Annotated in this window: 19 protein-coding genes; 9 read left to right on the forward strand and 10 right to left on the reverse strand. The window is 62.8% G+C overall.

Annotated features, from left to right (window positions below; translation table 11 throughout):
* The first annotated feature begins 160 nt into the window (after positions 1 to 160).
* Together SLT36_RS29125 and SLT36_RS29130 are read left to right on the forward strand one after the other, a co-directional pair.
* Positions 161 to 1,339 (forward strand): efflux RND transporter periplasmic adaptor subunit, encoded by a 1,179-nt coding sequence (locus SLT36_RS29125; protein WP_432289143.1) that lies wholly within the window; start codon positions 161 to 163, stop codon positions 1,337 to 1,339.
* Positions 1,336 to 4,515, forward strand: a complete 3,180-nt coding sequence (locus tag SLT36_RS29130) for an efflux RND transporter permease subunit (protein WP_432289144.1) — start codon at positions 1,336 to 1,338, stop codon at positions 4,513 to 4,515. Before SLT36_RS29125 ends, SLT36_RS29130 begins: the two co-directional genes overlap by 4 nt.
* 153 nt (positions 4,516 to 4,668) lie before the next feature.
* On the opposite strand, the gene SLT36_RS29135 is transcribed toward SLT36_RS29130, so the two are convergent.
* The 6 genes from SLT36_RS29135 to SLT36_RS29160 form a co-directional block, all read right to left on the reverse strand.
* Complete coding sequence (locus SLT36_RS29135; RefSeq protein ID WP_432289146.1) at positions 4,669 to 6,804, reverse strand: molybdopterin-dependent oxidoreductase; 2,136 nt, start codon at positions 6,802 to 6,804, stop codon at positions 4,669 to 4,671.
* 214 nt (positions 6,805 to 7,018) lie between these two features.
* On the reverse strand, positions 7,019 to 8,146 hold the full coding sequence (locus SLT36_RS29140; protein WP_432289148.1) for a RuBisCO large subunit C-terminal-like domain-containing protein: 1,128 nt from the start codon (positions 8,144 to 8,146) through the stop codon (positions 7,019 to 7,021).
* The gene (locus SLT36_RS29145) at positions 8,146 to 9,147 is read right to left on the reverse strand and encodes a transketolase family protein (RefSeq protein ID WP_432289149.1); all 1,002 of its coding nucleotides are present in this window, start codon (positions 9,145 to 9,147) and stop codon (positions 8,146 to 8,148) included. Before SLT36_RS29145 ends, SLT36_RS29140 begins: the two co-directional genes overlap by 1 nt.
* Before the next feature lie 12 nt (positions 9,148 to 9,159).
* Complete coding sequence (locus SLT36_RS29150) at positions 9,160 to 10,086, reverse strand: transketolase (protein ID WP_432289151.1); 927 nt, start codon at positions 10,084 to 10,086, stop codon at positions 9,160 to 9,162.
* A gap of 21 nt (positions 10,087 to 10,107) precedes the next feature.
* Complete coding sequence (gene mtnA, locus SLT36_RS29155) at positions 10,108 to 11,154, reverse strand: S-methyl-5-thioribose-1-phosphate isomerase (RefSeq protein WP_432289208.1); 1,047 nt, start codon at positions 11,152 to 11,154, stop codon at positions 10,108 to 10,110.
* Between the two features lie 110 nt (positions 11,155 to 11,264).
* The gene (locus tag SLT36_RS29160; RefSeq protein WP_432289153.1) at positions 11,265 to 12,077 is read right to left on the reverse strand and encodes a purine-nucleoside phosphorylase; all 813 of its coding nucleotides are present in this window, start codon (positions 12,075 to 12,077) and stop codon (positions 11,265 to 11,267) included.
* 251 nt (positions 12,078 to 12,328) lie between these two features.
* Here SLT36_RS29160 and SLT36_RS29165 point away from each other — a divergent pair, with 251 nt between their 5' ends.
* The 5 genes from SLT36_RS29165 to SLT36_RS29185 are packed head-to-tail and all read left to right on the forward strand — an operon-like array spanning position 12,329 to position 17,781.
* Positions 12,329 to 13,342 (forward strand): BMP family ABC transporter substrate-binding protein, encoded by a 1,014-nt coding sequence (locus SLT36_RS29165; RefSeq protein WP_432289155.1) that lies wholly within the window; start codon positions 12,329 to 12,331, stop codon positions 13,340 to 13,342.
* Positions 13,343 to 13,358: 16 nt separating this feature from the next.
* Positions 13,359 to 14,888, forward strand: coding sequence for an ABC transporter ATP-binding protein (locus SLT36_RS29170; RefSeq protein ID WP_432289157.1), 1,530 nt, complete (start codon positions 13,359 to 13,361; stop codon positions 14,886 to 14,888).
* 5 nt (positions 14,889 to 14,893) lie between these two features.
* Positions 14,894 to 15,913 carry an ABC transporter permease gene (locus SLT36_RS29175; protein WP_432289159.1) on the forward strand — a complete coding sequence of 340 codons (1,020 nt, stop codon included), beginning with the start codon at positions 14,894 to 14,896 and terminating at the stop codon, positions 15,911 to 15,913.
* A 7-nt stretch (positions 15,914 to 15,920) separates the two neighbouring features.
* Positions 15,921 to 16,820 (forward strand): ABC transporter permease, encoded by a 900-nt coding sequence (locus SLT36_RS29180; RefSeq protein WP_432289161.1) that lies wholly within the window; start codon positions 15,921 to 15,923, stop codon positions 16,818 to 16,820.
* Entirely contained in the window at positions 16,810 to 17,781 is a 972-nt protein-coding gene (locus SLT36_RS29185) for a sugar-binding transcriptional regulator (protein WP_432289162.1), read from the forward strand. The genes SLT36_RS29180 and SLT36_RS29185 overlap by 11 nt, the downstream gene beginning before the upstream one ends.
* A gap of 168 nt (positions 17,782 to 17,949) precedes the next feature.
* Here SLT36_RS29185 and SLT36_RS29190 read toward each other — a convergent pair whose 3' ends face one another.
* Positions 17,950 to 18,936: a methyltransferase gene (locus SLT36_RS29190; RefSeq protein ID WP_432289164.1), complete on the reverse strand. Its 987-nt coding sequence runs from the start codon at positions 18,934 to 18,936 to the stop codon at positions 17,950 to 17,952.
* A gap of 383 nt (positions 18,937 to 19,319) precedes the next feature.
* Between SLT36_RS29190 and SLT36_RS29195 the strand changes: the two genes are divergently transcribed.
* Both SLT36_RS29195 and SLT36_RS29200 read left to right on the forward strand, forming a co-directional pair.
* The gene (locus SLT36_RS29195; protein ID WP_432289210.1) at positions 19,320 to 20,432 is read left to right on the forward strand and encodes a site-specific integrase; all 1,113 of its coding nucleotides are present in this window, start codon (positions 19,320 to 19,322) and stop codon (positions 20,430 to 20,432) included.
* A gap of 209 nt (positions 20,433 to 20,641) precedes the next feature.
* Positions 20,642 to 21,808, forward strand: a complete 1,167-nt coding sequence (locus SLT36_RS29200; protein ID WP_432289166.1) for an ATP-binding protein — start codon at positions 20,642 to 20,644, stop codon at positions 21,806 to 21,808.
* A gap of 1 nt (position 21,809) precedes the next feature.
* Here the strand turns inward: SLT36_RS29200 and repC are convergent, their stop codons facing one another.
* From repC to repA, 3 genes are all read right to left on the reverse strand, one after another.
* Entirely contained in the window at positions 21,810 to 23,018 is a 1,209-nt protein-coding gene (repC, locus tag SLT36_RS29205; protein WP_432289168.1) for a plasmid replication protein RepC, read from the reverse strand.
* 259 nt (positions 23,019 to 23,277) lie between these two features.
* Positions 23,278 to 24,333: a plasmid partitioning protein RepB gene (repB, locus tag SLT36_RS29210; protein WP_432289169.1), complete on the reverse strand. Its 1,056-nt coding sequence runs from the start codon at positions 24,331 to 24,333 to the stop codon at positions 23,278 to 23,280.
* Between the two features lie 11 nt (positions 24,334 to 24,344).
* Positions 24,345 to 25,538 (reverse strand): plasmid partitioning protein RepA, encoded by a 1,194-nt coding sequence (repA, locus tag SLT36_RS29215; protein WP_432289171.1) that lies wholly within the window; start codon positions 25,536 to 25,538, stop codon positions 24,345 to 24,347.
* Between the last annotated feature and the right edge of the window lie 345 nt (positions 25,539 to 25,883).

Here is a 25,883-nt window from a genome sequence, read left to right on the forward strand (position 1 = left end):
CTCTTCACGTCGAAAGAAGTGAAGGCGTATGGCCGACAACAAAGCCGGTTGACCTTCCAGTCACCGAAAACCTTAGCGTCGCCGCAAATCATCAAGCGGCGTCGCTACCGGCGTCGCGCATCTCTCTGCGAGGCGCTGTCAAATGACTGGAAAAACAAGAATGTTGCTGTGGGCCACGGTGGCCCTCGGCGCCGCTGGATGGCTCATGCAGGCAGGCGATGGGTCAACCTATGTCAGGCAGGCGCTGGCCTCCGGCGAGACCGCGCCGCCGCCCCCGCCGCAGGTGCCCGTGGCCGATGTCGTCACCCGCGTGCTTGCCCCGTCGTCCGAATTCACCGGCGTCATTGCCGCTGCCAGGACCGTCGAGCTGCGTCCCCGGGTCGGCGGCGTCATCGAAACGGTCAGCGTGCCGGAGGGCGGGCTCGTCGAACGAGGCCAGCTGCTTTTCCAGATCGACCCTCGACCGTTCGAGGTCGCGCTCCAGAGTGCCGAGGCGCAACTGCGCCGAGCAACGGTGCTGCTCGAGCAGGCCAAGGTCGACCTCGAGCGTTCGCAGCGACTTGCTCCGAAGGGTGCAATCTCCGAGAAGGCGCTGGACGATGACGTCTCGCGCAAACGCGAGCGGGAAGCCCAGGTCGAGGAGGCGAAGGCCGTTGTTGCTGCAGCGAGACTGGACCTGTCCTACACCCGCGTGACCGCCCCGATCTCGGGCCGTGTCGACCGGGTTCTGGTGACCGAGGGTAACCTGGTTGCCGGCTCGCCAGGGACAGCGACATTGCTCACGACGATCGTTTCGGTCGACCCTGCCCAGGTCTATTTCGACATCGACGAGGCAACCTATCTGGGCTTCCGGCCTGAAGGAGCGGCAGTCGCATCTCCGGCGCCCGTTGCCGTCGGGCTGACCGGCGAGGACGGCTTTCCGCACGCCGGCGCCCTCGATTTTCTCGGCAACAGCGTCGATCGCAGCACGGGTACGATCAGGGCCCGCGCCGTGCTGGCGAACCCCGACGGCCGGCTGACGCCGGGCCTGTTTGCAAGGGTGAGGCTTGCCACGAGTGCCGCCCGCGAGACCGTCCTCATCGACGACCAGGCCGTCGGCACAGACCAGGGGCGCCGCTACGTGCTGGTGTTGGCAGCCGGCGACATGGTCGAGTATCGGCCGGTCGAACTGGGCGCGATGGCCGAGGGACTGCGCGTCGTCGAACACGGCCTCAGCGGCGGCGAGACGATCATCATCAAGGGACTGGTGCGGCCGGGCATGCAGGTGACGCCGAACCGGATCGCGATGGCGCCCGTCGCGGCCACCGTTGACGGCTCGAGCATCGAGGCACGTCGATGAACCTGCCTCACTTCTTCATCAACCGTCCGATCTTTGCCATCGTGCTCTCGGCACTGATGCTAATTGCCGGTGCGCTGGCCCTGTGCCGACTGTCGCTCAGCGAATACCCCGCCGTCGCCCCGCCCACCGTCCAGGTATCGGCGAGCTATCCGGGCGCCAGTCCCGAGGTGATCGCCGAAACGGTCGCCTCGCCGCTCGAACAGTCGATCAATGGCGTTGAAGGCATGCTTTATATGAGCTCGCAGGCAGCCACCGACGGACGGATGACGCTGACCGTGACCTTCGCCCAGGGCACCGATCCCGACATGGCGCAGATCCAGGTGCAGAACCGCGTGTCGCGAGCCCTGCCGCGCCTGCCCGAGGAAGTCCAACGCATCGGCGTCGTCACCCAGAAGACCTCGCCCGACATCCTGATGGTCGTTCACCTGGTGTCGCCGGACAAACGTTACGATCCGCTCTACATCTCCAATTTCGCCAGCCTGCAGGTGCGCGACACGCTCGCCCGCCTGCCCGGCGTCGGTGACGTGATCGTCTGGGGCGCCGGCGAATACGCCATGCGCGTCTGGCTCGACCCGGCCAAGGTGGCGGCGCGTGGCATGACGGCTGGCGACGTGGTCGCTGCCATCCGCGAGCAGAATGTCCAGGTCGCCGCCGGCGCCGTCGGCCAACAGCCGTCGAAAGAGGCCAGCTACCAGGTCACCGTAAGTGCTGCGGGGCGGCTGACCAGCGAGGAGCAGTTCGGCGAAATCGTCGTCAAGACAGGCGAGGACGGCCAGGTCGTGCGCCTGCGTGATGTCGCCCGCATTGGCCTTGGCGCCGACGGTTATGCGCTGCGCAGCCTGCTCGACGGCGAACCGGCAGTTGCCATGCAGATCATCCAGCGTCCGGGGGCGAATGCGCTCGATGTCTCGAGCGTGGTCCGTGCCGAGATGCAGCGCCTGCAGGCGGGGTTCCCCGAGGGGCTGGAGTATCGCATCGCCTATGACCCGACCGTGTTTGTCCGGGCGTCGCTGGCGGCCGTCGTGCAGACCCTGCTCGAGGCGATCGCCCTTGTCGTCATCGTCGTCGTGCTGTTCCTGCAGAGCTGGCGTGCCTCGGTCATCCCGCTCGTCGCCGTGCCGATCTCGCTCGTCGGCACGCTGGCGGTGATGTACCTGCTCGGTTTCTCGCTCAACACGCTGTCGCTGTTCGGCCTGGTGCTGTCGATCGGCATCGTGGTCGACGATGCCATCGTCGTTGTCGAGAATGTCGAGCGGCACATGGGACTGGGCGAGACACCAAAGGAGGCGGCACGCAAGGCGATGGACGAGGTCACGGCGCCGATCATCGCCATCACTTCGGTGCTCGCAGCGGTGTTCATTCCCTCAGCGTTCCTGTCCGGCCTGCAGGGAGAGTTCTATCGCCAGTTCGCCGTCACCATCGCCATCTCGACCGTGCTGTCGGCGATCAATTCGCTGACGCTGTCGCCGGCGCTCGCGGCAGTGCTTTTGAAGCCGCACCAGGGCGAAGGCCGCCGCGACTGGCTGACCCGCGTCATAGATGTCCTGTTCGGAAGGTTCTTCCGGGTCTTCAACCGCTTCTTCGACAGCGCCTCGAATGCCTATGTCGGAACGGCACGACGCGCCATCCGCATCAGCGGCGTGGTGTTCCTGGCCTATGCCGGATTGCTGGGCGCGACCTATCTTGGTTTCCAGAACATCCCCGGCGGTTTCGTGCCGGCGCAGGACAAGTATTATCTCGTCGGCATCGCCCAGCTGCCGTCAGGCGCTTCGCTCGACCGCACCGAAGCCGTGGTCCGGGAAATGTCGAAAATCGCATTGGCAGAGCCCGGCGTCGAAAGCGTCGTCGCTTTCCCCGGGCTCTCGGTGAACGGATTCGTCAACCTGCCCAACGCGGCCGTGGTCTTCGCCATGCTCGATCCGTTCGACCAGCGCAAGGATCCGTCGCTGTCGGCCAACGCCATCGCCGGGCGCCTGATGGGCAAGTACAGCCAGATCCCCGACGGCTTCGTCGGCATCTTCCCGCCTCCGCCTGTGCCCGGTCTCGGCACGACAGGCGGATTCAAGCTCCAGATCGAGGATCGCGCCGGCCTCGGCCTCGACGCCCTTGCCAAAGTGCAAGGCGAAGTCATGGCCAAGGCTGCCGCAGCCCCCGAACTCGCGGGCATCATGGCGAGTTTCCAGGTCAACGCGCCACAGGTCCAGGTGCACATCGACCGCGTCAAGGCAAAGACCCAGCATGTGCCGCTGACAGGGATTTTCGAAACCCTGCAGGTCAATCTCGGCTCGCTCTACGCCAACGACTTCAACCGCTTCGGCCGCACCTATCGTGTCATCGTCCAGGCGGACGCGCCGTTCCGTGCCGAGGTCGACGACATCGCGCGTCTCAAGGTCCGCAATGCCTCAGGCGACATGGTGCCGCTGGCAACCCTGGCAACCGTTGCGGCAAGCTCCGGCCCCGATCGCGTGATGCACTACAACGGCTATCCCTCGGTCGACATAACCGGAGGACCGGCCTCCGGCTATTCGTCCGGCCAGGCCACCGATGCCATCGAACGGATCATGAAGGAGACGTTGCCGGCCGGCATGGCCTTCGAGTGGACCGATCTGATCTTCCAGGAAAAGCAGGCAGGCAACACCGCCATGATCGTCTTCCCGCTCGCCGTATTGCTCGCCTTCCTGATTCTGGCCGCGCAATACAACAGCTGGTCTTTGCCCTTCGCGGTCCTGCTGATCGCGCCTCTGGCCTTGCTTTCCGCCATTTCAGGGGTGTGGTTGTCGGGCGGAGACAACAACATCTTCACCCAGATCGCCTTTGTCGTCCTTGTCGGCCTCGCCGCCAAGAACGCAATTCTCATCGTCGAGTTCGCCCATGAGGAGGAAAGGAAGGGGCGCGATCCCCTGGCCGCGGTGCTCGAAGCCGCGCGCCTGCGCCTGCGCCCGATCCTGATGACGTCGCTCGCCTTCATCGCCGGCGTGGTGCCGCTGGTCATTGCAACGGGCGCCGGCGCCGAGATGCGTCACGCCATGGGTGTTGCCGTGTTTGCCGGCATGTTGGGGGTGACGCTGTTCGGCCTGATCCTGACGCCGGTCTTCTACGTCGCAGTCAGGCGGCTGGTGCTGCGGCGCAGCGGCATTTCGAACGGTGCGATCCTGGAAGCCAAGCGTATCCAGTAGCAACGGGCCGGACAGGAACCGGACGAGGCGGCAAAGCGGTGCAGGCCCTTCATTCGGACCGAAGCTGGCGCTGGGAAACCAACGCCAGTTTCAATATCGCCGAAGCCACCATTCAAGAGCGTTGGCCGACCACCAATTCTGCGCCGCAAACCTTCATCGCTCGAAACGTGGACCATCGAAGACCGTTACCGGTGGCAGGTTCGAGCCCCATTTCCTGACCCGTACAAGCGTGGTGTGTGCTGAAGTGCCCTGGCTGAGCTCGCTCGATCCCTTGTCGAGCGTCAGCACGTTGGGATTGCCGTGGACATCGACCGGTCTGCCGTCGATCTCGACCACATCCAGCCACGCGCCGGTGGGCAGGGCGACACAGTCGGCGCGCATGTCCGGGTCCAGCGCGACAGCTGCCAGGCAGGCTCCGCGTGCGTTGTGGATTTCAGCCACGTCGCCTTCGCCGAGGCTGCGCTGCGCGGCCGTGTCGGGATGCAGGCGGCAAAGCTCGCGTCCCCGAACCTTGTGGGAGCAGATCTCGGCCGAAGCATCGTTCTGGCCGTGCAGCCGGTGCTGCGGTTGTGGTGAGATCAGGTGCAGTTCATCCGCTTGTGCCCGCCCCAACCATTCGACAGGCTCGTGCCATTCGGGCGTGTCCGAAAGCTCCGCTATCTCCATTGCGCCGATAGTGACGCTGGCCATCTCGATCCTGCCGGAGGGTGTCTTCAGCGGATTTGCCGAGGGATCACGCACGAAGGCGTTGAACAGTGTTTCGCTGTAGGCGCTGTCTGGAATGTCGATCCAGCCGACGTCTCGAAACTCGTCGAAGCCGGGCAGCGTCACGCCACGGGCAGCGGCGGAACGTTGCGCCTCCGCCCACAGATGGCGCAGCCAGTCGTCCTGGGAACGCCCCTCCGTAAAGGCATCGCCTACTCCCATCCGCTGCGCCAGGCCGGCGAAGATGTCATAGTCGCAGCGGGCCTCGCCAAACGGATCAAGCACGCGCGACATGAAGATCGCCACCGGATCCTTGCTTTGCAGCATCAGGTCGTCCCGCTCCAGCGGCGAGGTGCAAGGCAGGACGATATCGGCCCGGCGCGCAGTGGCATTCCAGACGAAGTCATTGACGATGACCGTTTCGGGGTTGCGCCAGGCGCGCGCCAGGCGGTTCAGGTCCTGATGGTGGTGAAACGGATTGCCGCCCGCCCACCAGACAAGCCGCGCATCGGGATAGGTGTAGGTGCCGCCGTCATATCGGTACTGCACACCCGGACTTTCCAGCATGTCGGTGATGCGGGCAGTGGGAATGAAATCGGCAACCGGATTGATCCCTTGTGGCATGCTCGGCCATTTCCAGCGACGGACCGGACGGCCATTCGTGTTCATCGAGCCGTAGCCAAAACCGAAACCGCAACCCGGCTGCCCGACCTGACCGAGCAGGCAGGCAAGATTGAGACCCGCCCATATGACCGCTTCGCCTCGATCCTGGCGTTGCAGGCTCCAGGCCATGGACAGCATGGTGCGCGCCTCACTCATCGCCAGGGCCAGCGCCTCGATCTCCGGCGCGGGAATGTCACAGATCGGGGCCGCCCATTCGGGCGTCTTGGGCACGCCGTCCGACAGCCCCATCACGCTGTCACGAAACCGATCCGACCCGACGGTACAGCGTGCCAGGAAGTCGCGGTTCTCAAGCCCGCGCGACAGGATCGTATGGCTCAGCGCAAGGATCAGCGCCAGATCCGTACCCGGACGGATCGATCGCCATTCGGCGCCCTCCAGGTCGCCTGCCACCGGCGAAATATTGACCAGCCGGCAGTCGCCGTCGCGCACCCTGTCGAGCCAGGCCCGCAGCTGATGCGTGGACGTCCCGCCGGAAGAGATCTGCGCCGTGCGCGGAGAAATCCCGCCAAAGGCAACGAGCAGCTGGCAATTGTCGGTGATCTGGTCCCAGGTGGTCAGCGAATTCACGAGGTCAAGGTTGGTCGACCCGATGACATGCGGCCAAAGCACCTCCCCGCCTGCGTGGGAATAGGTGTTCTTCGAATAGGTGTAGCCGCCGATGCAATTCAGAAACCGCTTGAGTTGCGATTGCGCATGATGAAAACGCCCGGCGCTGGCCCAGCCATAGGAGCCGGCATAGATCGCGCTGTTGCCATGCGCGGCGATGACCCGCCGGACTTCCTCCGCCACGATATCAAGCGCTTCGTCCCAGGGCAGCTCCACGAACTGCGCGTCCCCAGAGCGATCCTTGTCGCGCCCGTTCAACCAGCCCCTGCGAAAGGCCGGCCGGGCGACACGCATGCTCGCATCCTGGCTCGTGCGAAGCCATGCGCGCCCTGCATCCGCCGGCTGCGGATCGGTTTCGACCGGGACAAGCCCTTGCTCCGTGACGCGATAGCTGCCCCAGTGGGCTGCAGTGAACTTCGGCATTGGTCCCTACTCCCGACCTTGCACAGGATGGATGCGTTGGCTTCGCTTCTTGTTCGCGCAGGCGCTCATGGCACAGCGCTAACGCTCATGATCCAAGCGCTGCGCGCATCTCACGGATGGCGTCACCGATCCTGTCGCCGTAACGCAGCAGACTTCCGCCCAGGAGATAGACGCAGTCATGTCCGTAAAGCCGGATCATGTCTGGCAGACGGTCGATCGACATGCCACCGCCGGGGCTGGGCAGGATGGGACGGCCGATGCCGCCATCCGAGCGGCAGGCGGTGACGATCTCTGCACACTCTTCCACGGAAAAGCCGAAACGGCCGCCATGGTTGGGAAAGACCGAGATATCGGCGCCGGCGAGACGCATCATCTCGCCGAACAGCATGCCATGACTGTAACCATGATCCGGCGACAGGACATAAGGGCCCAGATGGCTCGGGTGGGCCATGATCGGCAGGCCGAAACTCGGATCCTGCGCCAGCCGGTTCATCGCATCAAAACCAAAGAGGCCCGGGATGAGCAGGATGCCGCCGGCGCCGGCTTCCTTGGCGTAGAAAGCGAGGTCGCGCACCTGATCGCCATGGCCGCCGATGTTGGGCAGGTAGAGCGCACGCGTATGATCGCCTTCTTCGGCGCGCTCGGCATTCGCCCGGGCCACCGCCGCCGCGCAAAGCCGGACACGCTCGCGAAAGGGAGCTGCGTCCTGGTTGGCGAGGCCGTGATCTTCCTTGATGATATCGGCCCCGGCGCGCGCGGTCAGATAGCAAAGCCGCGCCAGGGTTTCGGCTGAAGACCCCTGTGGCTTGATGACAGGGCAGACGTAGCCGCCCGTGGCACGCCCCGTCAGCCGGCGCAACCCGTCGGCCCCGAAACGCGCACCGGGAAAGCGCTCATCGATATCCGCATTCGGGGACAGATGGAGTGCCTTGACCCCTTTCAGGATCGAAGCGTTGCCCAAAACCACATTGATCAGTTGCGGCAGCTCTCTGCCAGCGGCGTCGATGTGATAGCTGATCCGCGCCGACCAGGCAGTCTCGTCCGTCTGGTCGACCGCCTCGACCCGGCCCAGCACTACATCCTCGATGTAGCCGGCGGGAACCACGTCGCGGGGAATTTCCAACGTGTCCTCGAGCGCTACCGCTTCGGCAAGCGACTGCGCCTCGTTCCGGTCGTTCGCAACCAGGCGATAGCTGACTTCGAACCGGTCCATCAGAGCGCTTCTGCCTTGACGAGCGAATGAACGCTTTCGACGCGCGCCGCATCGAGATCCGCTTCGGTGATCCCGAACTGCTCGCCCATCAGGTCCTCGATGCCGCGCACCAGCGCGAGCGCGTCCAAACCGTAATAGCGCATCAGATAGGGGCGTGAACCGCCATGGGCATAGGTGTCTTTCAGACCGAGGCGAACGAGGCGCTTGCCGACACCGGCATCGGCCATGGTTTCAGCCACCAGGCTGCCGATGCCACCTTCCGTCACGTGGTTTTCCAGCGTGATGACGCCATGTTTCACGCTGCCGATATGATCAAGCAGCGCTTGTGCGTTAAACGGCTTGATCGTGTGCAGGTGCAGATGCCGGATGGACAGTCCGGCCTTGGCAAAAGCAGCGCGGGCACGCATGGCCTCTTCGGTGCAGATGCCGGAGGTCACGACCAGCACATCGCTGCCTTCGGAGAGGACCCGCATTTCACCCACCTTTATCGGCGTGTCGAACAGCCGGGGCACAGAACCGCGCAGTACCCGGCACCAGACCGGGCCGTCGATCGAATCGGCGGCCTCGCAGATCGACTCCACCTCTGTCGCGTCGCCCGTTTCCAGGATCGTCATGTTGGGCATCGAGCGCATCACCGAGATGTCTTCGATCGACTGGTGCGTCATGCCGCCTGGTGTCGTTACACCCGGCAGGAAGCCCATCATCCGCACCTTGCGCCTGGGATAGGCGATCGAAGCCATGAGCTGGTCGTATGGCCGCCGGTACATGAAGACGCCAAAGGTGTGGATGAAGGGGCGGAACCCGGCCAGGCCTAGCCCGCCGGCAAAGCTCATCATGTTCTGCTCGGCCATGCCGAGGCTCAGGAACTGATCCGGGTGCCGGTCCCGGAACCCGTCGATCTCGCAGGACGAGGTCAGATCGGCCGAGAGGCAGAGGATGTCGGGATTGCCGGCAGCGAACTTCTCGAACGCGGAGGCATAGGGACGTGATACCATTTCCATGTCAGCTCTCCGTCAGTGGGCGTAATCGACAGGATCGACGCCAAGATCCGCCGCGATCGAATGATTGAAACGGGCGCGTTCCTGCTCCGACTTGAAGCGAACGTAATGAAGCCGCGGGAACCGCTCCTCCAGGATCGGCATGGTGCGGTATGGCGAGGTGCGGGCGAGAATGACGAGCGGGCGTCCGTCGTGGTTCTCTTTGGCGGCGTCGCGAATGGCCGACAGATCATGCCCGTCGACCTCGAAACACGCCGCGCCGAAATTGAGGAACTTCGTACGGATGTCGCCCACGTCCATGACGGAAGACATCGCGCCGTCGCATTGCTGGTCGTTCACATCCATGATCGCCTTGACATTGTCGATGCCATGATGCGCGCAGGCCTGAACGGCCTCCCAGGTCTGGCCCTCCTGGACCTCGCCATCCGACATGAAGACCCATGTGTTGCCCGGTTCGCCGCGCAGCTTGCGTCCGTAAGCCAGCCCGGAAGCGGTAGACAGGCCGATGCCGAGCGTGCCGTTATGCACCTCCATGCCGGGTGAGTGCTCGGCCCCGATCATCTCGACGCTGGAGCCGTCGAGGTTGAACATCTCGAGACCTTCCGCCGCCATTCGTCCGACTTCGATGAGTGTCGCATAGGCGACGAGCGCATAATGCGCCGGGGCGATGAACAGTCGGTCGTATTCCGGTGCGGCCGGGCCGTTGTAGCCGGCTCCCGTATGATAATCCGGGTTCGACGGCGAGGGGACGCCCGCGAAAGGCTTCGGGATCATCGGCAATGTCGGTTCGCCCAGCTTCAGCTCTTCATTGTAAAGCCAGGCCAGTTGTTCTGCCGCCGAGCAGGCCTGGCTCAGATAGCCGCCATTGTTCCGGATCGAATGCTCGAAAACACGGCGACGTATTCCCAGCGCCACCTCTTCAGTGGATTTTTGGTTCTGCATCTGTCGCTTCCAATTCAGGAGTTAGCTGTTGCGGTCCCGCAGTCTCATCAGGCTTTCCGCGAACGGCGCACGCGCGATGCCGTGCTCGGTGATGATCCCGGCAATCAGCCGGTTGGGGGTGACGTCGAAGGCAGGATTGAAGGTCGGAGCGCCTTCAGGCGCGATCGCAATCCCGTTGATCTCGGTGATCTCAGAGGCGTCGCGCTCCTCGATCTCGATGTCGTCGCCGGAGACGGTGTCAAAATCGATCGTCGACATCGGCGCAGCAACGTAAAACGGCACGCCGTTGTCTTGGGCTGCCAGCGCCAGATTGTAGGTTCCGATCTTGTTGGCGGTGTCGCCGTTTGCCGCGACGCGATCACATCCGACGATGGCCAGGTCGACCTTCTGCGTGCGCATGATATGGGCGGACGCGCCGTCGACGACGATCGCATGCGGTACGCCGAACTGCATCAGCTCGAAGGAGGACAGCTTTGCGCCCTGGAGTCGCGGCCGTGTCTCGTCGAGATAGGCCATGACCTTGCGGCCGGACTCGTGCGCGGACCGAATGACCCCAAGCGCGGTGCCCAGCTCCACCGTCGCCAGCGATCCGGTGTTGCAGTGATGAAAGAACGTCACCTCCTGCGGCAGGATCTTGAGCGCGTGCTCCGAGATGGCCCGGTTGACGGCGACATCTTGGGCTTCGATCGCCGTTGCCTCGGCGCGCAGGGCGAGGCGCAATTCCTCGGCATTGCCCGCTGCCTGCCAGACACCTTTCATCCGGTCCAAGGCCCAGAACAGGTTGACCGCGGTCGGACGCGAGGCGCGCAGGACCCTGTCGGCCTCGGTCAAGTCCTGCTTGAGCAGTTCCAGGCTTTCGGTCGCATTGGACTGGGCTGACTGAAGAATGCCGAATGCGGCGGCGACCCCGATCGCCGGTGCGCCGCGCACCGTCATGTCGCGGATTGCGTCGGCCACGGATGCCGGCGTTGTCAGGTCCAGATAGCGGATTTCCTCCGGCAGACGCTTCTGGTCGATCAGCCGAAGTGTGTTCGTCTCCTGCAACCACTCAATTGCCCGAAAACTCATACCTATGCCTCCATTCAATATTTTCACGCCGCCGGACACCGCTTGTCCGCGGCAGCCGCACGCCCAAAACCGAACGCCGGAATCCGGTGTCGGCGGCTGATACGTTCGCGCTAGAGTCGCGGGATTGCCGCTTCCAGGATCTTCCGGATTTTCGGCGCGATCACCTGGATCGATTCCCAGACCTCGTCGGCATTGGTGACGTGCTGGCTCTCCAACGATGCCACGGCAATGTTGGTGACGGCGGACAAGGCCATCACCCGCACACCCATATGACGAGCCACAACCACTTCGGGGGCAGTGGACATGCCGACGACGCGGCAACCCGTGCTGCGAAGCATGCGGATCAGCACCGGCGGTTCGAAAGACGGGCCGGTGACATGGGCATAGGCCCCTTGTTTGACCTCGGGGGCGATCTCACGCACCAGCCTGATCAGCTCCGGCGCATAGGCCTGGTTCATCGACACAAAGCGCTCGCCGATCTCGGGATCGTTTTTGCCGATCAGCGGATCCATGCCGCAGGCAATCAGCAGCGAAAACTGGTCGTCGATGACGACGACGTCGCCCACCTGCATATCGTCCTGCAATCCGCCGGCAGCGTTTGTCAGCACCACGGTATGCGCCCCAAGCGCCGCCATGACGCGCATCGGATAGGTGGTTTCCTGGGGCGTGTAGCCTTCATAAAGATGCACGCGGCCGCGCATGGCCACGACCTTGCGGCCGTAAAGCGTCCCGACGATCAGCGCGCCGACATGGCCGGGCGCGGTGGAGACGGGAAAGTGCGGGATCTCGGCATAAGGGATCTCCACGCCGTCGATTGCCGCGGCCAGGTCACCCAGTCCGGAACCGAGGATCAGCGCGATCTCGGGGCGAACGTCCGTAAGGGACCGGATTTTGGCGACGGAGGCCGCGATCATGTCTTTCATGGATCACCTGTTTGCTCAGTTGTCGGCTATGGTGACAATTGACCTACCAGCGTCACATGAGGTTGTCCATAAGAAAATTATACGAAATCCAACAGTGTTGACATTTGCTGAAATGTTGGGCTTTGTGCGCAAGCTCGACGTGCCGAGGGAGGTCTCGAGCTTGTCAGGTTCAACAATCTGAAAGTGCCGGCGGAGAGGTCGACAAGGGCGGCCAGACGCCGGTGGGAAAAAGCGGCCCAGGAGGTAATTCAATGAAAATTTCTGTCGCAAGCTTCGTTGCTTCGGTCATCACGGCATCTGCATGGGCAGCGCCGGCCGCAGCCGAAAGCACATTCGTCTACGTCACGCCGAACCCGATCGGGAACAACGCCTTCCTGGCCCTGGGGCGCGACGGCATCATGGCAGCGGCAGCGACCACCGGAGCCAAGGTCAAGGTTTTCGAGAGCGATGGCCCATCAGCGATCGCCGAGAACCTCTACGCTGCGGCAAATGAAGGCGCCGACATCATCGTCGCGATCGGATTTGACACCGTCGACGCTGTCGTCGAGGTGGCGCCGACGGCTCCCGATTCCGACTTCCTGTTGATCGACGCTTGCCCTCAGGGCGACCGTCCGGCCAACCTTCATTGTGCTGTCTTCAGAGAGCACGAGGCGTCATTCCTGATGGGCGCCATGGCAGCCATGCTCACCAAGACCAACGTCGTGGGTGCGGTGGGGCCCATCGACACCCCCTTCATGCGCCGGTTCACCGGCGGCTTCGCTGCCGGGGCGGCCTATGCCAAGTCTGATATCAAGGTGGAGACCCGCTGGGTTGGCGGGCAACGCCCGTTCGCCGATCCTGTTCGCGCCAAGGAGCAAGCACTGTCGCTGCACGCAGCCGGCGCCGACGTTGTCTATGCGGCCGCGGCGGGCGGCAGTTTCGGTGTTTTTGAAGCCGCCACGGAACAGGGCTTCAAGATCATGACGGTCGATTCCAACCTGTGTGCCGCGGCGAAGGGCGCGATGTACGATTCCGCGCTGAAGCGCGTCGACCAGGCGATCAAGCAATCCATCGAGGCGATTGCCGCGGGCGCCGATGCCCATTTCGCGTCCTATGGTCTGGCCGAGAAGGGCGTTGGTGCCGTCGCCCTGCTCGGCGATGACGAGCTTGCCAAAAGTGGCTGTGAAATCGCCGGCCATGCCGATGTCGTCAAGTCGATCAGGGAGATCGCCAGCAAGATCGTTGCCGGCGAAGTCAAGGTGGCCGACCCCCTTACGGCACAGTGACGACAGGAACAGCGCCATGACAACTGAAACCGTTCACCGTTCCAGCGTTTGCGGGTTGAGGGATGTTTCCAAATCCTTCGGCTCCCTCAAGGCGCTGGATGGGGTTTCCCTGAACATCCGCAAGGGCGAGTTGCTGGCGCTGATCGGCGAAAACGGCGCAGGCAAGACCACCGCGATGAACGTCCTGTTCGGGCTGGTGCAGCCCGACAGCGGATCTATCGAAGTTGATGGCCAGGCCCGCAAGTTTTCATCGGCAAGCGATGCGATCGCCGCGCGCTTTGGCATGGTTCATCAGCATTTCCAGCTTTATCCGGAGCTGACTGTTCTGGAGAACATCGTTGTCGGGCAGGAAAAGGCCGACCTGTTCGGCATGGTTCCCTTTGCCCAGCACCGCGATGCGGTGTCGAAGATCCTGAACGAGTTCGGTTTTGCTCTCGATCTCGACGAGACCGTTGAAAAGCTCCCCGTTGTCGGGCGCCAGCAGCTTGAAATCATCAAGATGCTTTACCGCGGCGCGTCGGTGTTCATCCTCGACGAGCCGACCGCCGTTTTGACGCCGCAACAGGCTCTTGCCCTCTATGCGATGCTCAAGCGCCTTTGCGTCCAGGGCGCATCGGTGGTGGTCGTCACCCACAAACTGGGCGAGGTCATGGAGAATGCCGACAGGGTGCTGGTGATGCGGCGCGGTAAGCTTGTCGCGGAGCGAACGACCACCCAAACCTCGCAGGCCGAACTGGCGGAACTGATGGTCGGGCGCAAGATCGAATCCGTTGCGAAGGAGCCGTCCATTCGCGATGACACCATCGTCAAGGTGCGTGATCTGACGGTCCGGAGCCTGGGGGACAAGCCCGCCCTCGACAGAGTGACATTCGACATACGCGCGGGCGAGGTGTTCGGCATCGCCGGCGTGTCCGGCAACGGCCAGAAAGAACTTGCCGATGCGCTCGTCGGCCTGCGCCCCAATGCCGGTGGACAGTTCGTATTCGACGGAACCGATGTCGCCCGGTACGATATCTCGGAGCGGCGGCGCGCCGGGATCGGCTATATCGCCGAAGACCGCATGTCAGTCGCGCTTGCCCGACGCGGGACGGTTGCCGAGAACCTCATCTCGGGACAAGAGCACAAGCCGGAGTTTTCGATAGCCGGTTTTCTGCGCCGCAACGCGATCGGCAAATTTGCGCGTCATCTCTTGGATCGCTTCGACATTCGCACGCCGTCGATCAGGCAGGCGGTCGGCAGTCTTTCGGGCGGAAACCAGCAGAAGGTCGTCGTGGCGCGGGAACTTTCGGCCAGTCCGCGTTTCCTCGTCGTCGAGAACCCATGCTGGGGCGTGGATGTCGGCGCCATCGAGGCGATCCATCGGCAAATCCTCAAGCTCGCGGCAACAGGCTGCGCGATCCTGCTCATCAGCAGCGACCTGGAAGAGCTTTTTGCACTCAGTGACCGCGTAGGCGTGATGTTCGACGGCAATCTGACCAGGGTGTTCGACCGTGAAGAACTCGATTCATTTGCGGTCGGCGCAGCGATGTCGGGACAATCAGGATGAGACATATGTCCAAAAGCACCAACATGTTCCTGCTTCCACTTGCCCTTGTGGCCGCGACCCTCATCCTCTTTGCGCTACCGCAAACCCACGATACCGTTTCGGGCTTCTTCTCCGGCGCGTTCGGCGGGCGGAACCACTTCAACTTCTTTACGACGCTTGGCCGCTTTGCGATCCTGCTGGGACTTGCGATGTCGGTCCTGGTGTCGTTCCGCGCGGGCCTGGTGAATATCGGTGCGGAGGGGCAAATGGTCCTGGGCGGGCTGGTTGCTGCCTTGGTCGGCGTCTACCTTCCAGGCCCGCCGCTTGTCGTGGCGATTGCAGCACTCCTGGCCGCGATGACTGTCGCCGCGCTCTGGGCGATGCTGGCAGGTTTTCTGGACCGTGCCTTCAAGGTGCCGTTGCTGATCGGCACGCTGCTGTTGAACTACCCAGCCTCCTTTATCGCGTCCTACTGCGTGTCGCATCCGTTTCGCGACGTGGCCAGCGGAACGACGCAGAGCTACCCGATCCTTGCAGAAGCGCGCCTGCCGCGCTTTACCGGGACACTTCTGGACTATGGCTTCATCCTGATCGGGGTGACCGCGTTGCTGGTCATCCTGTTCGAGCGAAGCTCCGTCTTCGGCTACCGTACCCGCATGCAGGGTTTCAGCTTCGCCTTCGCGCAAGCTTCCGGCTACCCCACCCGGCGACTCTTCTACCGCACGCTGATGCTCAGCGGCGCGCTGGCCGGCATGGTGGGGTTCGTGGTCGTCTTCGGCATGACCCAACGATATGTCGACGGAATGCTGACCGTACCGCTTTATGCCTGGACCGGCATCGCCGCCGTTCTGCTTGCAGCGGTCATTCCGAGCCTTGTTCCAATGGCCGCCTTCGTCTTTGCCGTTCTCGCAACCGGCGCAATCGGAATGGAGCGCGCGGCAGACATCCCACGTGAAGCCGGTCAGGTGGTTCAAGCGGTGATCATGCTGTTCCTGGCGGGGTATGCCGGCCAGTTGATGTCAGGCGCAAAAGGCAGGGAGCACTAGCAGCACTATGTTTTTCGACGGCGCTTTCATTGAGTCCATTCCTCGTTTCTTCACGCCGGTTCTTCTGGCGGCCATCGGCAGTGTGTTGTGCGAACGCGCCCGCGTCTTCAACATCGCCCTGGAAGGCATGATGCTGATCGGCGCATTTGCAGCCGTGCTGGGCAGCTACTATTCGGGATCATCCTTTGGCGGGCTGGCCGTTGCAATGGCGGCAGGGGCCGCGTCAGGCCTGGTTTTCGCCTATTTCGCAGTTTGGCGCGACGGCGACGACATCATCGTCAGCATCGGCCTCAACGTGCTGGCTGTTGGGCTGACGGCCCTGTTGCTGCGCGCCGTGTTCGGCGTATCGGGCCAGTTCGATGATCCACGGATTGCCGAACTGCCACGAATCGAATTGGGCCCTGTCGCCGATATTCCCGTTCTGGGGGCCCTCCTGACGGGCCAATCCATCCTCGTCTGGCTTGCCGTCATCCTCGTGTTTGTCGTCCATTATCTGCTCAACAACCATTCGTTCGGGCTCCGGGTGCGTGCAGCAGGGCAAAACGCAGCAGCACTTGTGACCGTCGGCGCATCACCCAAGCGTACCAAGACCGGCGTGCTCGCCATCTGCGGCGTGCTCTGCGCCCTGGGCGGAGCCCAGCTTTCGATTTCCAATGTCACGCTCTTCACCGAGGGCATGAGCGCCGGCCGCGGCTGGATTGCACTGGTGATCATGATGATGTGCTCAGCCAGGCTGCCCCGGGTACTGCCCGCGGCCGTGGCGTTCGGTGTCGTCGACGCGTTCGGCTTCCGCATGCAGGGTCTGGGGTTGCCGCAACAATTCACCGAGGCCACACCTTATGTGCTTGCCCTTATCGTACTAATGATCGCTTTTCGTCGCAGGGCCAATCAGCAACATGCATTATAGCCACCGTAACACTGGAAGCATTCGCGGGCGGATTGAACAGCAGATCATCGAGGCTGCCTGGTGCTATTACCATGACGAGATGAACCAGGCGCAGATCGCCAAACGGATGGGCATCTCGCGCAGCACGGTCGTCAATTATCTCGCAGAAGCCAGGGCCCGTGAATACGTGCACGTGTCGCTTCGATCATCTGTGTTTCTTGAACGCGAATTGTCAGAGCAGTTGAAACGAAAGTTCGGCCTGAAGGACGCTTTGGTTGTTCCGACGGCCGAGGATGATCCCGTCGCTACGCTCGACAGACTTGCCCAGGCAACAGCCGATTGGTTGCCGGCTTTGCTGCAGCCGGGAGACCGCCTCGGCGTGTCATGGGGCGAAACCGTCTTCAATGTTTCCGAAGCGGCGATGTCGACGACAATTCCCGATCTCGACATCATCCAGCTGGTCGGATCGCGCGCGACACCCCTGGGTTTTGCGGCAGAGACCTGTTCGGCAAACCTTGCGCAAAAGCTGGGCGCAAGATGCATCAACCTTCATGCGCCGCTCATTGTCCAGAATCCCGAACTTGCGCGTCTGTTGAAGGAAGATCCGCTTATTGCCGGTCAGCTGGAGGCCATCAGAACCTGCAACAAGACGCTGTTTGCTGCCGGCTCATGCGGTCCTGACAGCCATGTCGTTCGTAGCGAAGTCGTGAACCTCGAGCAGCTCGACGCCTATCTTGCAAAAGGTGCACAGGCAGTCGTCTGCGGACGGTTTATCGATGCGAACGGTCAGGCCATCCCCGGAGAGATCGACCATCGCATGATCGGCATCGCGCTCGACGACATGCGCGGCAAGGAAATGGGCCTGCTCACCTCGTGCGGAACTGACAGGGTGCTTTCAATTCGCGCCACGCTGAATGGTGGATTTGCAACGCACCTGGCCACATGCGCAAAGACCGCTGAAGCGCTGATCGACCTGGCATAAGGCCGCAATTTGACCTGACGTTTCCGAGGGCAGGTAAGACGACGAGGGCGGCCCGGGCAGATGCTTGCACGCCGCGTTCCAACGTCACGTTCGGCGCCGGCGGCTGTCAGTCCGCGCTGAGGCCATCCAAGGTCGAAAGCAGGCCGATCAATCGTGAAAGCCGACGGATCAGCCCGCAAGGCGAGCACGAAACAACGTGCAGCCGTCCGCCAGGCGCGACCTGGATATATCCCCGAATCCAGCCTCGGTCATCCACGCGCGATACTGGCCTTCGGTGTACGCTTCACCGTGGCGATAAAGGTTCAAGAAGGTGAGGTTCAGAAAGACACCTTCAGGCGGGCCGAGGCGGTCGTCGTCGACGACACCCCAGCCGGCAATCGCGATCTCGCCTCCTGGCGTGAGGCAACGCGCCGCGTTCAGGATCGAACGGCGTGCCTGATCAGGCGGAAGGACCTGAACGACGGCTTTCAGGATCGCCAGATCGTGCCGACCGATTGATGGCGCAACGGTGATGTCCCCCTCTTCGACAACCACGTCATCGACACCATACTCCGACAGGATTTCTGGCGCGGCCGCTGCAACCGTTGGAAGCTCCATCAGTGTCGCCGCGATCTGCGGCCATCGCTCGCGAAGCCCAACGAGGATGGTCCCGGGGCCTCCGCCAATGTCGATCACCGATCCGATCGCGGAGAGGTCAATCTCCTGGGCCAGGTATCGGCCGAAAATCACGGCGCCTGGCGCCAGCTTTCGGCTGAATGCCGCGGCGGCCTCAGGCCCCGCTTGCGAAAAGTCGTGCAGTGCGGCCGGCCGGCTCTGTCGCAGCGACTCTGCAGTCAGCAGGTCGGCTCCCCAGAGCTCGCGCAAGAGCGCATGATCACCGCCACGATAGGTCTTCTTGGCTGCGTCAAGAAAAGCCGACGCTTCGGCTCCATTGCGAAATCGACCATCCTCGACTTCGAGTAGACCGATGCTGGCGAGCGCGTAGAGGAGCCGCGACAGACGATCGGGGTCGATGTTGAACAGGGCTCCGAGGTTGTCAGCCGTCAACGCGCTGTCCCCGAGCTGGGTGAAGATGCCAAGGTCCAAACCGGCGCGAAGCGCCAAGGCGCGAGGCACCGCTGCGATCAGGTCGTCGATGCGGTCAGAACCTACCATCTCACGTCCCCTGCGCGAACTAGGATCACGGTTGAAGCAGATCGGCAGATCGGGTTCAACCGTAGCACCCCTAACAAGCAGCGGCCAGAAATTGTGTCCCCAAAGCGAAGGGCATAGCGTATCTCCGCTGTGCGGTTACCTTCGATTTCTTGCATTTAAAGCGCACAGCCTGTCGACCACATCAAATGAACGATAATCTTGCATTATCGTTCATTTAATGGCCTACTGCCGAAATGGCCTCTCATGTCGAGCAAAATCCGGAAAACCGTAGCAAACTGCACTCTCCTCGACGAGAGCGCACGTCGGAAAACGCTGTTTTGGACGGAAACGGCCCCGCTGACGCGGTTTCCCTCGACGATTTGCCCGACATCGTCGATGTCGTGATGGCAATGGGCCGGCAGGCAGAAGCGGTGAGCGAGCCGGAAGCTGTCATCGTTACGAGTGACGGAAACCCCTCCCCTGCCCTGCCTGCCGAAGTTATGCCCGCAGGCGGCCTTCCAGGGCAGCTCGGCGATCTGGCCGAACGGGCACGTGGTTATGTCGAGGCGGCCAGTTCCGCCAACACCCGCCGCGCCTATGCCGCCGACTGGAAGCATTTTTCCGACTGGGCCCGGCGCCAGGGTTTTGCCACCATGCCGCCGGATCCCGAGACCGTTGGGCTCTACATCACCGCGCTCGCTTCCGGCGCCACTTCAGGCAGCGGCACCGGCGACAAAAAATCCGTCTCGACCATCGAAAGACGTCTCTCCTCGCTCGCCTGGAACTATGCCCAGCGCGGGGGCGAAAAGCTCGACCGGAAACACCGTGCCATCGCTACCGTCATGGCCGGCATCCGCAATGCCCATGCCCGCCCTCCGCGGCAGAAGGAAGCGATCCTGCCCGAAGATCTGATCGCGATGCTGGAGACGCTCGACAGGGGGACCCTGCGCGGCCTTAGAGATCGCGCGATGCTGCTGCTCGGTTTCACCGGGGCGCTGCGCCGCTCGGAGATCGTCGGCCTCGACTGCAGCAGCGACCAGACCGAGGACGGCCGCGGCTGGATCGAAATCTTTCCCGGCAAGGGCATCCTGGTCACCTTGCGCGGCAAGACTGGCTGGCGCGAGGTCGAAATTGGCCGCGGTTCGGCCGACATCACCTGCCCTGTCGTGGCTTTGGAGACATGGCTGAACCTTGCCCGCATTGGCCATGGCCCATTGTTTCGCCGTATCACCGGCCAGGGCAAAAGGGTCGGCACTGAGCGGCTCAACGACCAGGAAGTCGCCCGCCTGGTCAAACGCACGGCCCTCGCCGCCGGCGTGCGCGGCGACCTGACCGAGGCGGAACGGACCAGGCTTTTTGCCGGCCATTCGCTGCGCGCTGGCCTTGCCTCATCGGCCGAAGTCGAGGAGCGTTACGTGCAGAAGCAGCTCGGCCATGCCAGTGCCGAAATGACCCGCAAATACCAGCGCCGCCGCGACCGCTTCCGCGTCAACCTCACCAAGGCAAGCGGACTCTAATTGAGGGAACGGCCCTCCTCGCCCGCTTAAGCGGCGCGAGCGTCCATATCAGTTATGACCATAGGCATCAGCGATCCCCTCCCCTATTGCGCTGCAGTTCAGCTCCACCCCGCAAGTAGCCGCTGTGAGCTCCCTCTGCAGCACTCCATCACCCTGCTATTAGCGAGATTTACCTTGCATTTATGGATCCATGCTCCATAAATACAAGGATGATTGTCCGCAGAATTACCCCTGAAGTCCTCGAAATGCTCGACACGTCATCGGCCGTTGCGCTGCTGGGACCCCGCCAGGTCGGCAAGACCACGCTTGCGCTGGAAATCGGCAAGACGAGGCCTTCAATTTATCTGGACCTCGAATCTGTTGCCGACCGCGCCAAGCTGATCGAGCCCGAACTCTATCTCACAAGACATGAAGACAAGCTCGTCATCCTCGACGAAGTCCACCGGCTCCCAGGGCTGTTTCAGAACCTGCGCGGCCTAATCGACCGCGGTCGCCGTGCTGGCTTGCGGACCGGACGTTTCCTGTTGCTCGGATCGGCCTCCATCGATCTGATGAAGCAATTGAGCGAGACGCTTGCCGGCCGCATTGCCTATCTAGAAATGCACCCGTTCGATGGCCTGGAGGTTGCCCCACGGGACCTTTCCTCTCTTTGGGTGCGTGGGGGGTTTCCTGAAAGCTTCCTTGCGCCTAATGACCGAGCCAGCCTGCGCTGGCGACAGGATTTCATCCGCTCCTATCTGGAGCGCGACATACCTATGCTCGGGCCTCGCATTCCGGCTGAAACCGTGCGCCGCTTCTGGACAATGCTCGCCCACCACCAATCTGGCTTGCTCAATGCCGCGGAATTTGCCCGGGCACTGGGCATCGATGGCAAGACGGTCGCTTCATATCTCGACCTTCTTGTCGATCTGCTGCTCGTCCGCCGCCTCGAGCCCTGGTACTCCAATGTTTCCAAACGTTTGGTCAAATCGCCCAAGATCTACGTCCGCGACAGCGGCCTCACTCATGCACTGCTGGGTCTCGGCACACAGGAACAGCTTCTGGGTCATCCTGTCGCCGGCGGCAGTTGGGAAGGTTTCGTCATCGAGACCCTGTCGGCAGCAGTTCCCGAAGGCACTGACATAAATTTCTACCGCACATCGGCCGGCGCCGAAATCGACGTCCTTCTCACCTTGCCAGGCGCAGCCGTGTGGGCGATCGAAATCAAACGCAGCCTGTCACCGAAGGTCGAGAAAGGTTTCCATTTAGCAGCCGAAGACATCAGGCCAGACCGCCGCATCCTCATCTACCCCGGCACGGAGACCTATCCGCTGCCCCACGACGTCGAGGCGATGCCGTTGACCGTGGTCGCAGCTGAGCTCGCAAAGCTGCACTGATCTATCCCGCTTTGGCCTGTGCCCCTCCCCTGCCGCGCAGCAGCGCCATCAGCACCGGCCCGATCGAGAATTCTCCGGCCTGTGCCTTCGCCGTCAGGCTGCGCAGATAGCCGCCGGGGCTGGAAATGGCCTCGCCCTTCTGCAGCATCGCCGCCACCATGATCGCGGCATCCACCGCCCCCATCGCCTCGCAGGCCTGGTTCCACGCATCCGGGCTGACGCCGAGGGCGCCGCGCACCAGATTTGCCGTTTCCACCAGATCCGCCCAGCCCGAAATGCCGTTTCGTGCGTAATCGGCAATGTCAGGGCAGGCACGCAGCACCATGCCAAGCGGATAACCCGTTGGCGGCTGGCTCCTGGTTTCCGGTTTCACCGCAGCGGCCGTCCCTTGGCCTTTTTCGAGGCCGGGTTCAAGTTCATGAGGATGTGTATTTGAATTCTGTATGTGGCGCTCGGAATGAGACTCATTGGCGCTTGTTTCTTCAGTTTTTATGTGCGTTTCCAGCGCCTTGCGTACCTCCTGGGCAAGCATTGCAAGCGCCGCTGCGATCGGCTCGAGCTCAAGCCGGCTCGCCGTGCGCGGAATAGCCGCCACTATGTCGCGATAGCTGAGGTGCAGGCGCTGCCAATCGGCGGCAATGCCCTCCTCGAGGCCGAATGCGATCATCTTGGCGATGTCACGACGCAGGATGGTGATGCGCTCGCGGACGAGCAGAAGCGCCCGCCGCTCAGCCCTCACTGCCTCTGCCATGCGCTCGAATTCTGCCGCACGTGCCAGTAGCGGCGTCAGGTCGAAGCCAAAGGCCTGCTCGATCGCACCGTCAAAGCCCTTGCGGGCATAACGCTTGCCATTGGGGCTGTCGCGGCGCACCACCAGGCCGCAGTCGACCAGCACCGACAGATGCCGCCTGAGCGTCGCCGGCGCCATACCATGCGCCCTCAGCGCCAGCTGGGCATTGGACGGGAACACCACCAGCCCCTCCCCTTCCACGAGATCCGTGTCGGGATGGAAGCTCAGCAGCGCGTTGAGAACGGCAAGGGCGCGATCGCTGGCGCCAAGCAATTGCTTGGCCTCGCAGACGGCACGGAACACCTGCCATTTGTTTGAGCTGGCGCCAGGCGCGCAGCTGTCGGCCGCCATCTGACCTGCCACCATGGCAAGCGACAACGACCGCCGCCCAAAGGGCGTCGTCGAGATATGCTCAGTCATCCTTGTTTTACCTCAGTCGAGGCAAGCCGAAGGCATTCCGGAACGCGTCCAGTGGTTGACAAGTCGGTCCGGAAATGATTCTCTCACAATTGCTACATTGATGAGGGCTTCCGGAATGGCGACGTTTCGGGGGCCTTTTTCTTGCCGATTATCCTTCTGTTTCAGATCCTCTACGCGTTGGAACCTACGCTTTACGCTCCATCACCCACGGGTGGCGCTGCGCTGAGGCAAACGCTCGTGCCGCTGGTTGTGGACAAACCTAGTCTTGCCCGGCCGAGCGGCCATGCTCCTGTTCGAACCTCTCCAACAGCTTGGGCAACTCCTCATCGAGGAAGTCTGCGAACCCATCCGCTGCCTTTTCCAGAAAATCGATTCTGGCTTTGCCCTTGGAAACAGTCAGACTTGCAACCGCCCTGCCCTTGCCATCGCGGATTTCGCGCGCGGCGCCGGCGATTGGCTGCGTCTTGCGCTGCAGGCGCATGAACAACATGTTGAAGCGTTCGTCGCTCGTTGCAGCAAGGAAGCGCTGGCTGGTGACCTCGTCGTCGGCCTTGACGCGAGCCGCCTCGCTCTTCAGCAGCTCGGCCAGTGCCATCCAGCGCGGACGGCCGATCTTGGGGGCCGCGCCGATCGCACGTACGACCTGTTCAGGCACCGCGTCTGCCACCTGCAGGAAGCGCGTCATCTCGGCCTTGTGCAGCGACAGCGCGTCCTGAACGACGGCGCGCTCGAAGCCTCTGGCGATCAGCTCGTGGGCGAACAGCGCCCGCTCGATGAAGGAGAGGTCGCGCCGCTCGCTGTTTTCCTTACCCTGGGCGAGCACCAGCTCGACGTCGGAGAGCGGCCGGACGATGGCCAGGACGGGAACGCCGAGCTTCCCGGCAGCGCGCACGCGGCGATGGCCGTAGGCGGTCTGGTAGCGCCCCGGTTTGTCGGGATGCGGCCTGAGCAACACCGGAACCTGCTGCCCAGACGTCTCGATGCTGCTGACCAGCGCGTCGAAATCCGGATCCTGCGCGCCATGGTCGAGCCGGTCGGCGACGAACGACGCCTCGATCAATGACGCGTCGACCTGGCTTACACGTTCGGCGGCATCGAGGCTTTCCTTGAGCCTGCGCGCCTCCTCGATCTCCTTGGACAGGCCACCGAGCGACAGGCCCATGGCCTTGACGGCTCCAGAGGCGCTGCGCTGGCGCGTGGTATCCGGCTCAGCCGTTTTCGTCTCAGGCGCCTTCTCAGTCGGAGTTGCGGCCACAGGCGCCGGTTCGACCGTACCGAACAGCGCCTTGAGCTGGTCCTTGCGGTTCAATGCCATGCCAGCCTCCCTCACGCCGCCCGGTTCCATGCCTTGAGCATCAGGCTCTCGATCTCGTCGTTGACAGCTGTCAACGACTCCATGGCGCGGTCATAGGTGGCGCGGCTGAAGCTCTCACGTGACACTTCGTAAAGCGTCTGCTTGGTCAGGCCCGCATCCGAAAAGGCGGTCGACTTGACCAGCGGCGCGGTCAGCACCCGATCGCCGAACAGCGAGCGCAGGAAACCGACGATCTGGGTCTGCGGTCCGTCATTTGGCTCGTAGCGCGTGATCAGGTAGCGCATGAAATCGAAATTCAGCTCGCCGCCGGCCTCCCGCACCACCGACAGAAGGTCGGCAGTCATGAACAGGAACTGGCTCATCGAGGCAACGTCGAGCATCTGCGGGTGAATGGTCACCAGCACCGAGGTCGCCGCGCACAGCGCCGACAGGGTCAGGAAGCCGAGCTGCGGCGGGCAGTCCATGACGACGACGTCGTAATTGTCGGCAACGGTCTGCAGCGCTTCCTGGACACGTGCGAAGAACATCGCCTTGTTGTCGCCGGCCTGCCGCGCCGCCAGCATCTGCGGCGTCGTATGCTCGAACTCCTGAAGCTCAAGATTGCCGGGCACGAAGTCGAGCCCGTCGAAATAGGTGCGGCGGATGATGTCGGTCAGCGGCCGGCGCTCCTCGTCGTAGCGGATCGCGCCATAGAGCGTGTCGTTGCCGTCGAGATCGAGTTCCGGCTGGTAGCCCAGCAGTGCCGACATCGAAGCCTGCGGATCGAGATCGATCGCCAGCACCCGGTAACCGGCCAGTGCAAGGTGCTGGGCAAGGTGCGTGCTGGTCGTGGTCTTGCCCGAACCGCCCTTGAAGTTGGTGACGGCGATGACCTGAAGGTGTTCGCCACGCCCGGTGTCGCGGCGCGGCAGATAATGGCGCGCCTTGGTGGGGTTCTGCTCGGCCAGATGCCGGCGCAGCCCGTTGATGTCGTCGAGTGCGTAGTAGCGTCGCCCCCCTGCCCCGGTTTCGGGCTGCGGCCCTTCGCCTGCGATGGAGAGCTGGCGCAGATAGCCGTCGGTGACACCGATCAGACGTGCGGCTTCGCCGCTCGAAAACTTGCGCAGGACCTTCTTCGATGTCGGCGAAAACAGCCGGTCGCGCATTGCCTGCAATTGCGCCGACAACATCTCGGCGTCCCGCGCAATGGCACGATCAGTCGCCATGACCTCGGCCTCGTCGCTCGCGTTTTCCGCCCGTGCTTGAACTGCCCCAACCAAGTCTTTAGTCCCCTCTCGCCCACCAGCGCATGCGTAAGCGACGCACCGTCAGGCTTCGTTAAGATTTATGCGCCGATTCGCTGCAGAATCCGAATCCGGGTTACGCCTTCGCACATTTTAACGTGCCGGAGCGTGGATAACGGTTTTCTGAGGCGGTTACGCTGGACGCATCGAATTACGACCAATTAGCGTAACAAGGGTGCTGGAGAGGGCGAGTCGAGTCAACTTGTTTATAGTTAACGGAAATTAACCATTGTGACGGAGGCGTAACGGCGACCGTCGAGGACCGTT

Source organism: Aminobacter sp. BA135, assembly GCF_050859125.1.
Taxonomy (GTDB): Bacteria; Pseudomonadota; Alphaproteobacteria; order Rhizobiales; family Rhizobiaceae; genus Aminobacter; species Aminobacter ciceronei.